Origin of the sequence: Mesorhizobium sp. M0243 (assembly GCF_040321775.1) — a bacterium.
Classification (GTDB): Bacteria; Pseudomonadota; Alphaproteobacteria; order Rhizobiales; family Rhizobiaceae; genus Mesorhizobium.
The window spans coordinates 113842-125824 of sequence record NZ_JAMYSF010000017.1 but is presented as its reverse complement, the minus strand read 5'-3'; the positions used below and the strand labels follow the sequence as shown (position 1 = coordinate 125824).

Below are 11983 nucleotides of genomic sequence, written 5' to 3'. Positions count from 1 at the left end.
GCTAGGGGGGCATGCCGACTGGATTGCCGGCTCAGCCGCCGAACAGTTCCGAGAACTTCGCCTTGTCGGCGTCGGTCTTGGCGACGATTGCCTTGGTGTCGAACGACATCACCTTGACCTTGACGCCTTCCGGCAGCCATTCGGGGCGGCCGACCGAGGCACGCGCCGGCAGATAGCCCATCGAAAGCGCCAGCTTCTGGCCGTCATCGGAAAGAATGAAGTCGACGAACTTCTTGGCGCCATCGACATTCCTGGCGGTCTTCATGATGGCGACCGGTTCGGTCACTGCCGGCACACCTTCCGAGGGGAACACGAACTCGACCGGGGAACCCTTCTTCTTGGCGTTCATCGCCATGAAGTCGACGAGGATGCCATAGGGCTTCTCGCCCGATGCCACCGACTTCAGCACCGCACCATTGCCGCGCACGCTGACGGTGTTGTTGGTCTTCAGCTTCTGGAAGAAATCCCAGCCATAGTTGGTATCGCCGACGAAGCCCGAAAGCAGGTAGGCGGCGGCACCCGAATAGAGCGGGCTCGGCATGACCAGGCCATCGGCATAGGCGGGCTTGGCAAGATCGGCCCAATGCTGCGGCTTCTCGGTCGCCGCGGTGTTGTAGACGATGCCGGTGGTGATCAGCTTGCTGCCGAAATAGGTCTTGTCGGCATCATAGGCATCCGCTTCGATGCCGTCGAGCTTTGCCTCGGGATAGGGCAGCAGCCGGTCGTCCTTCTTCAACAGCTCCATGCTGACCGCGTCAGCGATCAAAAGCACATCGGGCTGCGGGCTGCCGGCGGCAAACTCGGCCGCCATCTTGGTCAGGATGTCGCTCGTTCCGGAGCGATAGATATTCACATCGATACCCGGCTGCGCCTTCTTGAAGGCATCCACGGTCTTGGCCGCGTCGGCTTCCGGCTGGGACGTGTAGAGAGTCAGTGTTTCGGCGTTTGCCACGCCGGCAAACAAAGTTGCCGCGAGCGCCAGCTGGCTGGCCAGCAGCTTGATGAAGTGCGTCTTCAATGAGACCTCCTGTCTTTCTGTGCATGACCGGTCCGGCTCTGGCCGGCTCCCCGTCTCTTCCTCCCTGCACGGCGCATATGACTGGTGGATGACACAGCGCGTGAAACCCACAAAATATGTTCATATGTACGATGTCAATTACAAATGAACAAAACTGTGCGACAATCGACGCGCCTGCGATCGGCATCAATTGACATCCGGCCGGTGTTTCCTTGATGAGCACCGGGCAGGCCACGGCTCATGAGGGACAGGAACCGATGACCACAGAAAAACCCAGACAGGCTCGCCTACCGATGGTCTCGTCGGACCTTACCGTCAAGACGGCATGGCTCTACTATGTCGAAGGTTTCACCCAGGAACAGATCGCCGAAAAGCTCGATGTTTCCAGGGTGAAGGTCATGCGTACGCTGGCCTCCTGCACCGCCGAGGGCATTGTCGTCACCATGATCAACGCGCCGACCGCCGGGCAGGTGGCGCTCGAGCGGGAACTGGAAAAGCGCTGGGGTCTGGATGCCGCCGTCGTCATCCCGACACCTTCGGCGCATGACCATCTGGAGAAGGCCATCGGCCATGCCGTCGCGGCCTATCTCGGCGAGCAGATGCAGGACGGCATGACGCTGGCCATCGGTGGCGGCGCGACCCTGCATGCCAGCCTCGGCTTCCTTGCCCGCCGGCAATTGAAGCGTGCCTGCGTGGTGGCGCTTGTCGGCAGCCTGCCGCACTCGCAATGGATCAATCCATCCATCGTTGCTGCCAAGGTCGCAGACGTCTTCGAGGTCGACAGCTATCAGATCACCGCGCCGGTGACGGTCGACAATTCCTCGCTGCGCGATCTCCTCTGGGCGCAGCCGACCCTGCAGGATGTACGCCAACGCGCGGCCGCCGCCGACATCGCGCTGCTCACCGTCGGCGACATGTCGCCGGACGCCACCATCTTCCGGCACGGCATCGTGCCCTCATCGCTGATCGCTCCGCTGAAAGCGAAGGGCGCGGTCGCCAACATGCTGTGCTATTTTGTCGATGCCGCCGGCGGGCTGGTCGACCACGAGGTCAACAGCCGCGTCATGGCCATCGATCTCGATGTGGTCAGCAACGTGCCGAATGTGGTTCTCGCCGCGGGCGGCAAGCGCAAGGTCGCGGCGATCCTCGCCGCGCTGAAAGCCGTCGACACCAACGTGCTGATCACCGACAGCGATACCGCCACGGCGCTGCTTGCCAAGGGCGGCTGAGCCGGTTCGACTGGCCAAGGTGTTTCCCGCTACCCGTGTTTCCCGCTAAATGAGCCCGCGCTCGCGCAAAAAATCCTCGACACCGACATGGGTCATGGATTCGAATTCGGCGATCGCCTCGGCCACCCGCTTGCGCTGCGCCGCCAACAGCGTGAAAACCTGCTTCATCTCGCCGGAAACACCAAAACGGCTCCAGCGCTCGGCGATATGCGTGGGCAAGCCGATATCGGCGCAGAACGCGTCCAGGCTGTCATAGCCGAGGCTGGCGACAAGCTGCCTGGTCTCCTCCGCCGACATGCGCGGCTCGAAGGCGTGGTCGTGCAGGCGCTGCGCCACCAGCTTGATATCGGATGGCGACGCGCCCATGACCTTGCCGAACAGGGTTTTGACGTCAGATGGGTCGAATGCAGGCATATTTGGCCTCCCTGGATCGCAATCCAGATAGAACATGGGTCAAGGGTCGGCGCCTGACAAGTCGTTTCTGTTTTAAGCCGGCGCATCATTCGGCGCCGGCTTCTGCTTGGTGGATCAGACCAGCAGGCCCATCGGATTTTCAAGGAGGTTCTTGAAGGCGACCAGCAGTTCGGCACCCAGCGCGCCGTCGACGGCGCGATGGTCGGTCGACAGCGTCACCGACATCACGGTGGCTATTCTGATCTCGCCGTTCTTGACCACTGCCCGCTCCTCGCCGGCACCAACGGCCAGGATGGTCGCATGCGGCGGGTTGATGACGGCGGCAAAGTCCTTGATGCCGAACATGCCGAGGTTGGACACCGCCGTGGTGCCGCCCTGATACTCTTCCGGCTTCAGCTTGCGGCTGCGCGCCCGGCTGGCCAGATCCTTCATCTCGTTGGAGATGGTGGACAGCGTCTTTTCGTCGGCATGCCGAATGATCGGCGTGATCAGCCCGCCCGGGATCGACACGGCGACGCCGACATCGGCATGCTTGTGCTTGACCATGGCGCTTTCGGTCCATGAGGCATTGGCATCCGGCACTGCCTTCAGCGCCATGGCCATCGCCTTGATGACCATGTCGTTGACCGACAGCTTGTAGGCGGGCGCATCGCCCTTATCGGTCTTCTTCACCGGGGCTGCGGCGTTGATCTGCGTGCGCAGCGCCAGCAGCGCATCGAGCTCGCAGTCGAGCGTCAGGTAGAAATGCGGGATGGTGGTCTTGGCCTCGACCAGCCGCCGCGCAATGGTCTTGCGCATATTGTCATGCGGGACGAGGTCGTAGGAGCCCTGTTCGAACAGTTTCAGCACCTGCTCGTCCGACATCGCCTTCACCGCAGGCGCAGGAGCGCCAGCAGGAGCCTTGGCGGCAGGCGCCGCCTGGGCACCTCCACCGGCAATTGCCGCATCGACATCGGCCTTTACCACACGGCCATGCGGGCCTGTGCCACTGATGCTGGCAAGGGCAAGGCCCGCCTCGCGGGCCAGGCGTCGGGCAAGCGGTGTTGCACGGCCGGCCGATGGCGATTGGCCGATCCCCCCCCTCGTGGGGGAGATGCCAAGTGGCGGCAAAGAGGGCAGGGCAGAGGGGGGCGTGACAGAATGCGACGTTGGCGGGGCAGCGCCCCCCTCTGTCGGCTTCGCCGACATCTCCCCCACGGGTGGGGAGATTGGCGCTTTGTCCTGCTTTGTCGCAGCGACATCAGCCCCATAAGCCTCATCGTCAGCATAAATCCACGCGACGGCAGCGCCGACCGCAATATCGACACCTTCCTTGCCGCTGACATCGCGCAGGACGCCGCTGGCCGGCGCGTCGATCTCCATCGCCGCCTTGTCGGTCTCGATCTCGAACAGCACATCGCCCTTCTTGACGTGCGCGCCCTCCTCGGCGAACCAGCGCGAGATCTGTCCGGTCGCCATGTCCATGTCGACCTTGGGAAGAATGACTTCGGTCGGCATTTCTCAGCGAACCCCTTTCACGAGGTCGCGCGCGGCGGTGATGATGTCGGGAACCTGCGGCACCGTCGCTTTCTCAAGTTCCGGATTGTAGGGGATCGGCGTTTCGGCGCCGCCCAGCCGCACGATCGGCGCATCGAGATAATCGAAAGCCTCGCTCTCGGCGATCATGGCACTGACTTCGGCGCCGATGCCCAGCGTCTTGACCGCTTCGTAGACGCATAGCAGCCGCGACGTTTTCTTGACGCTGTCGATGACGGTCTGCTTGTCCATCGGCCGGATGGTCCGGAGATCGACGACTTCGACGTCGATGCCTTCGCTCTCCAGCGCGGCAGCCGCGTCGAGCGCCTTCTGCACCATGATCGAGGTGGCGACGATGGTCAGGTCCCGGCCCTCGCGGCGGATATCGGCCTTGCCGATCGGCACGGTGTAATAGCCTTCGGGCACCGGTCCCTTCATCTTGTAGAGCAGCTTGTGCTCGAAGATCATGACTGGATCGGGATCGGCGACCGCCGCCAAAAGCATACCCTTGGCATCATAGGGGGTCGCCGGCTGGATGACTTTCAGACCCGGCACATGGCCGAGCCAGGCCTCGAGGCTCTGGCTGTGCTGAGCCGCCGCACCGGTGCCGGAACCGGCGGGAAAGCGCATCACCACGGGAACCGAAACCTCGCCGCCCAGCATGAAGCGCATCTTGGCCGCCTGGTTGACGATCTGCTCCATGGCAAGCGTGGCGAAATCGGAAAACTGGAACTCGAAGATCGGCCGCATGCCGGTGAGGGCAGCGCCCACCGCAACGCCCGCGCCGCCCAGTTCCGAAATCGGTGTGTCGATGACGCGGTCAGCGCCGTAACGTTCGACCAGGTCGCCAGTGACCTGGAAGGCGCCGCCATAGACACCGATATCCTCACCCATCAGGAAGACGCGTTCGTCCATGTCCATGGCGATCGCCATGGCTTCCTGGATCGCCTGGGCGTAGCTCAGTTCACGCACCATCGCGTCCATCACGCCTGCTCCGTATACACGTAATTTCCGGTCTCGCTGATATCGGGCGATGGGCTCGCCTTGGCGAACTCGATGCCCTCGGCGATCTCTTGCGCCACGGCATCGCGAATGGCCTCGATGCCCTTGTCGTCGATGAAGCCGAATTCCCTGAGCTCGCTTTCGAACAGGGTGATCGGATCGCGGTTCGACATCCAGTCCTCGATCTCTTCCTTGGTGCGATAGCGGTTGCGGTCGCTCTTGGAATGGCCGCGATGGCGGTAGGTCTTGGACTCGATCAGCGTCGGCCCCTCGCCGGCGCGGGCTCGGGCGATGGCCTGATGAGACGCCTCGGCGACCTCGGAGAAGATGTTGCCGTTGACGATGACGCCGGGCATCGAATAGGCGGCGGCGCGCTCGGCGATGTTCTTGACGGCGGTCGAGCGGGCCGTCGATGTCGACATGCCATAGCCATTGTTCTCGCAGACGAAAATGACAGGCAGCTTCCAGACCGCCGCCATGTTGAGCGCCTCGTGGAAAGCGCCTTCATTGTTGGCGCCATCGCCGAAGAAGGAGACCACGACCTTGCCGGTCTTCATCATCTTGGAGGACAATGCCGCCCCGACGGCGATCGGGATGCCGCCACCGACGATGCCATTGGCGCCGAGATTGCCCTTGCCGACATCGGCGATGTGCATCGAGCCGCCACGGCCCTTGCAATAGCCTGTGGTCTTACCGAAGAACTCGGCGAACATGCGCTTGACCTCGGCACCCTTGGCTATGCAGTGGCCATGACCGCGATGCGTCGAGGTGATCTGGTCATCCTCGGCAAGCGGCATGCAGATGCCCATGGCGCTGGCTTCCTGGCCGATCGACAAATGCATGGTGCCGTGGATGAGACCGCGCGTGTAGCACTCCTCCGCGCCCTCTTCGAAGCGGCGGATCAGGTACATCTTGTGGAGCACCTCCCTGAGCTGCTCGGCGCTGTAGTGGCGGTAGACGAAGGGCAGATTGGCGCGACTGTCAGTGACGGCTTTGCTGGCTGTGGCCATGATCACGCTCCCACGGCCCCATAGACAAGCTTGTCCTGGCGGGCGCGCAGTTCGGCGATCTTGGAGCCCGCCGCGGGCGCTGCATTCGCGTAGGTTATGAGCTCGCCCTTCTTGATCGGCGCGGTGACCGAGCCGCCCTGCAGCAGGCCGCAGGGAATGGCCTTGGCGGCGCGCGCCTCAGGCGTCGTCATGATCCAGGCACGGTAGCAATATTCGCCGATCGCATCGAGCTTCTCGCCGGGCTTCATGTCCTTCTTGGCCACGGCGGCGACTTCGGCCACCGGTTTGGCCAGCGGCACCATGTCGGCCTTGCCGTAGAGCACGACGCGGGCGCAGGTCAGCGGCACTTCGAGCGAGGTCAGGTGATAGGGACGATGGAAAGTGAAATACGGGCCTTTGCCCATCTTCAAATCTTCCATGCGCTCGGAGATACGCGGATGCGACATGTCGGCAACGACGAAGACGCCTGGCGCGACACCCTTGCCGATCGAATAGTCGACGACGCCGACCCTCGACAGCACGCCGCCATCCTTCTGCGGCACCAGCACCTTGGACAGTTCGCCAAGCGTCGCCGCCGGGCCATGCATGCCGGCCTTGTCTGGAACCAGGCCGGTGGCATTGGCGATCGCCGCCATCTCGACCATGGTCTTGGAGCCGTCGACGAATTCGACCAGCATCCGCACGTTCATGTGCCGGCGCTTGGCTTCCTCCTCATAGTCTGGGGGAATGGCGTCGATGTTGAGCGGATTGTTCTTGCCCTTGCCTGCGGCAACGATCGGATGGCCCATGGCCGAAACGAATTCGATGAGTTCCATGCAGGAGGACGGCTCGTCGCCGGCGCCCAGCGAATAGGTGACGCCGAGCCGGTCGGCCTCGCTCTTCAGATAGGCGCCGATGGTGACGTCGGCCTCGACATTCATCATCACCAGATGCTTGCCATGTTCCATGGCGCGCAGCCCGATCTCGGCGCCGACGGCGGGAACCCCGGTCGCGTCGATGACGACGTCGATCAGATCGTTGTTGATGACCAGATTGGCGTCGTTGGTCACCGCGACCTTGCCGGCTTCCATCGCCGCGGTCATCGCCGAAGCGTTGGACACTTCGCGCGCATGCCCGGTTTCCTGGAAGGCGATATCGACCGCCTTGCTGGCGGCAGGCAGGTTCAGTTCGGAAATGGCGCCGATCTCGATGCCCGACATATGGGCGACACGAGTGACGATGTCGGTTCCCATCTCGCCCGAGCCGATCAGGCCGATGCGGATAGGCTTGCCCGACTTGGCGCGTTCCTCGAGATCGCGGGCAAGGCCCGTCAACGAAACATTGGAAGCCATACCGCTCGTTCCTCCCATAATGCAGGCTTGTTCGATTGCCTGACGGGTATTGAACATCTGTATTTCTGTCAAGACTAATGTCCAGATTCTCGTGCTTAAAACCACTTTCCCGGCGGCCCGAACCATGGCCGAAAACGAGCCACGAACCGCACGGCGCGCAAAGACAGCTTCGCTCGCAGGCGCGCTGGAACGGCGCCAGCGCTGCACGCTTTTTGGGATTACGGCCGGCCGTGAAATAAAAATACCGGAATATAAAACTGTAAAATTTATCTTTCATGGCGTGTTCTCGCGTGCTAGCGTCACGTCATGAACTGGAAATGAAGTGCGCTTCCTGGGCGGCATTTCCGGTCTGTTCCAAATAGGTCTACCAAGGGACGTTGCGGTCGATGAAGACGAAAACGCCTGGCGAGAAGGCTGTGTCCGGTGAGACCGAGGTGGCCAGCGCGCTGGAAGCCAGGTTGCGTGAGGGCTGGCTGGATTTCGCCCGGACCGAGCAGGCAATGGCGCGATACCTGCTCGCCAACATCCATGACATTCCCTTTGAAACTGGCGCCACCATTGCCGCCGGCGCCGGTGTAAGCGAGGCAAGTGTCACCCGTTTCGTACGGCGTCTCGGCTACACCGATCTCAAGGAAATGAAGCGTGGCCTGCGCTCCGCACCGAAAGCCGCTGGCCCGGGCCTGGACAGTGCCGAGTTGCGTTTCCGCATCGGCGGCGAAAAGCAGGAGCGGTTGGCTCGCAGCCTGGAGATGGAGCAGCAGGCCTTGACCGCGGCCTATGGCCTTGCCCAGGGCGAGATGTGGTCCGAAATCGTTCATCTGCTGAGCACCTGCGATCGCGTGAACTGCGTCAGCTTCCAGGCAGTGAAGGGATTGGGGCTCGATTTCGCGACGCGTCTGCGCTGGGTGCGTAGCGATGTCCGCTTTGCCGAAGGTTTGGGCGGCACGTTCTCGGAAATCCTCACCGATAGCGGCGAAAATTCTTGCGTGCTGCTGATCGACACGGCGGAATACGCAGCGATGAGCTTTCGGCTGTGTGCCCAGATCAAGCGCCGGAAGATTCCTCTGATCATCGTTACCGACAAATACAGTCATTGGGCATCTGAATACACAAAACTGGCGCTCGAAGTATCGACGCGCGTCGACCTGTACTGGGATTCGACGGCCGCGATAAGTTCGGTTCTGAACCTCCTCACGCATTCCGTTGCCGAGAAACTCGGCAAATCGGCCGAGACGCGGATGAATGAGCTGGAGGATATCGCCGGGATCCTGCGAACCTTCCACAAACCGCCACGGCGCGTCGCACGGCACATCAAAGAGGAAGAAGTCGAAGAATGACGATGCATCACCCGTTGCTGAAACCGCGGACTGTCAGGGCAAGCGCATGAAGTTGACGGAATACGCCGCCTATGACGGCGTTGGTCTGGCCGAGCTCCTGCGCAAGCGGGAAGTTACGCCGCGCGAACTGGGAAACTGCATCATTTCAGGGATCGCCGCGGTCAATCCGCAGCTCAATGCCGTGATCGAAACCTATGCCGATACGATCGAAGCGCTCGGCGAGGTCCCCGGACCCGCACCTTTCCACGGCATGCCGACATTGACCAAGGATTTCCCCATCGAAGCTGGCCGGCCGGGAGAGTTCGGCAGCGTTCTCGCCAAGGGTTTCATCTGCGGCGACGATCACGCCTTCTGGGTGAAAATGCGATCCGGCGGCCTTGCCAATATCGGGCGTACCACCACGTCGGAATTCGGCATAGCGGCGGCAACCGAATCCTCCCTCTATGGTGCGACACGCAACCCCTGGGATACCAGCAGGGGTGTTTCGGGATCGAGCGGCGGCGCAGCGGCAGCCGTTGCCGCCGGCATCGTTCCTTTCGCGCAAGGCGCCGATGGTGGCGGCTCCATCCGCACCCCCGCCGCCTTTTGTGGTGTCGTCGGCCTGAAGCCGTCTCGTGGCCGGATCAGCGGCGCGCCGGAATCGAATGCGCCAATGCTGGGTCTCGCCATTTCATTCATGCTGACACGCTCGATCCGCGACACGGCGGCTTTGCTTGATCTGGGGTCTGGTGCGCTTCCCGGCGACAGCTATGAGATCGTCCCTCCAACCACCAGCTATGCCCAGGCGATCAAGACGCCACCCAAGGCTTTGCGCATTGCCCTGTGCACAACGTCCTGGTCCGGCTTTCCGCTCGACACCGAGGTGAAGGCGGCAGTTCTCGAAGTGGGCAAGAGGCTGGAGCAACTGGGCCACAAGGTCGTCGAAGCCGGGCCTGTGTTCGATTATGAGCGCTATCTGGCGGCACAGAAAGTGATCTGGGCAGCTTCTACGGCGCAGTCGCTCGACGAGTTGGCGGGCTTGCTGCGACGGCCAGTCGAAGAGGCCTGCCTGCAGCAGACGACACTTGCTGTCTATCGCCATGGCCGAACGCTGGACGCGGCAAGCCTGATCGCGGCCCTCGCTGTTTATGACCAGATCACGCGGACGGTTGGCGAATTCCTGGCCGTCCATGACGTGCTGGTGACGCCGACTTGCGCGATCTCGCCGGAGTTGCTCGGCACGTACAACCCGGATCGTCCCGGCCGCGACATCGATACGGTGTTCGCCGATCTGGCGCCGAAGGAGACGTTCAGCGCGCTCTTCAACGGCACTGGATCGCCGGCGATATCCCTGCCGCTCGGCTGGACGCAAAACGGCCTGCCGATCGGCGTGCAGTTTGTCGCCGCATTCGGACGCGACGATCTGCTGCTACGGCTAGGTGCGGTGCTTGAGGCCGACTACGCCTGGCACCAGCGCCAACCACCTACCCACATCACCAAGACTGCTTGAACCAACAAGGACTGCTTGAACCAACAAGCATGGAACCGCCCCGGGAACATCATCAACGAAAATGGGAGATTGTCATGGACCGCAGAGTATTCCTCAAAAGTGCGGCGTTTGCCGGCTTCAGCATCGCGACGTTGCCGGCCACATTGCTTCGAGCCAATGCTGACGGCAGCAAGATACTGCGTATGGCCTATGGGGCCGAGGTTCTCACCCTGGACCCGATCAAAACCACTTACGGAGCCGATATCCTTATCCAGGGCATGATGTATGCACGCCTGCTGCATGCCAATGCCGATCGCACAGAAGTCGGCCCGGGCCTTGCCGAGAGCTGGGACATCGCGGATGACGGCAAGACCTATACCTTCCACCTGCGCGAGGCCAAATTTTCCGATGGGTCGCCGATCACGGCCGAGGACGTGGCGTTCAGCTGGAACCGCATGCGCTTCCAGAAGGATTCCGCCTATGCGGCGCCGTTTCAGCCCCTGACCAAGGTCGAGGCAAAGGACGCCAGGACAGTGGTGATGACGCTCGACCGCAAATTCACGCCCTTCATGACGCTGACCGAAATCTGGAATACCGGCATCGTGCCGAAGGCAGCGGTCGAGAAAATGGGCGACGACGCTTTCGCCAAGGCGCCGGTCACATCAGGGCCGTTCAAATTCGTCGAATTGAAGCCGGGAGACCGCGTGGTCCTTGGCCGCAACGAGCATTATTACCGCCAAGGCGAGCCCAAGATCGACGGCGTCGAATTCCGCTATGTCCCGGACGACAACACCAGGGTCTCGATGTTGCAGGCGGGCGAACTCGACGTCTGCCTCGCAGTTCCGGCCCCGCGCATGGCCGAGTTGAAGGCCGCCGGCTTCCGGGCCGACCCTGAACCTTCGAGCACCACCTATGACATGCTGATCAACCATTCGGCAGAACCCTTCAACGACCTCAAATTCCGCCAGGCCGTCAGCTATGGCATCGACCGCACGGCCATCAATGCCGCGGTGACGCTGGGTCTCGGCACGCCGGCCAGTTCCATCATGAGCCCGACGCTCGATTTCTTCGACAAATCGCTGCCAGTCATTGCCCGAGACGTCGAAAAGGCCAAGGCCCTGCTGGCAGAATCCGGCAAGACCGGAGCCAGTTTCGAACTCATCCAGAATGCCGGAAGTGCCGACGAGGAAAAGGCGGCGGTGCTGATCCAGGCGCAGTTGGCGGAAGTCGGCATCACCGTCAACATTGCCAAGATCGATTCAACCCAGGCATGGACCCGCCTCGCCGATGGCGAGTATCAGGCGGAAATGAACTGGTGGTACAACGAGACGCGAGATCCCGACAACGCATTGCGCTGGTGCGTCTGGGGCGCGGGCGACAACAAGTCCTACTACACCCGCTACAACAACGAAACGGTCGACAAACTGATCGATGAAGCCTCGGGTGAGGCGGACAATGCCAAACGGGCCGAGCTCTATGCCCAGATCCAGAAGACCGTGGTGGACGAGGTGGCGCAGGTGGCGCTCTATCACCCGACGTGGCTCAACGCCTACGCTCCGAGCGTGAAAGGGTTGGTCCTGAACGTCGGCCTGCAATTCTCGTCCATCGGCGGGACCAGCCTGGATTGATCAGCACAGGATGCGAGACGGGGACGAGACA

Annotated in this window: 11 protein-coding genes; 5 read left to right on the top strand and 6 right to left on the bottom strand. The window is 62.1% G+C overall.

The genetic code is table 11. The annotated features are described in order from the left end of the window. Positions 1-31 precede the first annotated feature (31 nt). On the bottom strand, positions 32-1018 hold the full coding sequence (locus NKJ11_RS21715) for an ABC transporter substrate-binding protein (RefSeq protein WP_128305052.1): 987 nt from the start codon (positions 1016-1018) through the stop codon (positions 32-34). Between the two features lie 257 nt (positions 1019-1275). Here NKJ11_RS21715 and NKJ11_RS21710 point away from each other — a divergent pair, with 257 nt between their 5' ends. Further along, on the top strand, positions 1276-2247 hold the full coding sequence (locus tag NKJ11_RS21710) for a sugar-binding transcriptional regulator (RefSeq protein ID WP_352776313.1): 972 nt from the start codon (positions 1276-1278) through the stop codon (positions 2245-2247). 45 nt (positions 2248-2292) lie between these two features. Here the strand turns inward: NKJ11_RS21710 and NKJ11_RS21705 are convergent, their stop codons facing one another. The 5 genes from NKJ11_RS21705 to NKJ11_RS21685 form a co-directional block, all read right to left on the bottom strand. Further along, positions 2293-2661 carry a hypothetical protein gene (locus NKJ11_RS21705; RefSeq protein ID WP_013529317.1) on the bottom strand — a complete coding sequence of 123 codons (369 nt, stop codon included), beginning with the start codon at positions 2659-2661 and terminating at the stop codon, positions 2293-2295. A 114-nt stretch (positions 2662-2775) separates the two neighbouring features. Next, positions 2776-4158: a pyruvate dehydrogenase complex dihydrolipoamide acetyltransferase gene (locus tag NKJ11_RS21700; protein WP_352794251.1), complete on the bottom strand. Its 1383-nt coding sequence runs from the start codon at positions 4156-4158 to the stop codon at positions 2776-2778. Positions 4159-4161: 3 nt separating this feature from the next. Continuing rightward, the gene (locus NKJ11_RS21695) at positions 4162-5160 is read right to left on the bottom strand and encodes an alpha-ketoacid dehydrogenase subunit beta (RefSeq protein ID WP_128305050.1); all 999 of its coding nucleotides are present in this window, start codon (positions 5158-5160) and stop codon (positions 4162-4164) included. Next, complete coding sequence (locus NKJ11_RS21690) at positions 5160-6188, bottom strand: thiamine pyrophosphate-dependent dehydrogenase E1 component subunit alpha (RefSeq protein WP_127261511.1); 1029 nt, start codon at positions 6186-6188, stop codon at positions 5160-5162. Before NKJ11_RS21690 ends, NKJ11_RS21695 begins: the two co-directional genes overlap by 1 nt. Before the next feature lie 2 nt (positions 6189-6190). Then, complete coding sequence (locus NKJ11_RS21685; protein WP_128305049.1) at positions 6191-7519, bottom strand: NAD(P)H-dependent oxidoreductase; 1329 nt, start codon at positions 7517-7519, stop codon at positions 6191-6193. A 124-nt stretch (positions 7520-7643) separates the two neighbouring features. On the opposite strand from NKJ11_RS21685, the gene NKJ11_RS21680 reads away from it, so the two are divergent. The 4 genes from NKJ11_RS21680 (at position 7644) to NKJ11_RS21665 (ending at position 11952) form a co-directional block, all read left to right on the top strand. After that, complete coding sequence (locus tag NKJ11_RS21680; protein WP_352794250.1) at positions 7644-7829, top strand: hypothetical protein; 186 nt, start codon at positions 7644-7646, stop codon at positions 7827-7829. 124 nt (positions 7830-7953) lie between these two features. Then, complete coding sequence (locus tag NKJ11_RS21675) at positions 7954-8856, top strand: MurR/RpiR family transcriptional regulator (RefSeq protein ID WP_352554470.1); 903 nt, start codon at positions 7954-7956, stop codon at positions 8854-8856. Positions 8857-8902: 46 nt separating this feature from the next. Beyond that, on the top strand, positions 8903-10345 hold the full coding sequence (locus tag NKJ11_RS21670; RefSeq protein ID WP_352794249.1) for an amidase: 1443 nt from the start codon (positions 8903-8905) through the stop codon (positions 10343-10345). A gap of 74 nt (positions 10346-10419) precedes the next feature. Beyond that, positions 10420-11952 carry an ABC transporter substrate-binding protein gene (locus tag NKJ11_RS21665; protein ID WP_352794248.1) on the top strand — a complete coding sequence of 511 codons (1533 nt, stop codon included), beginning with the start codon at positions 10420-10422 and terminating at the stop codon, positions 11950-11952. Positions 11953-11983 lie beyond the last annotated feature (31 nt).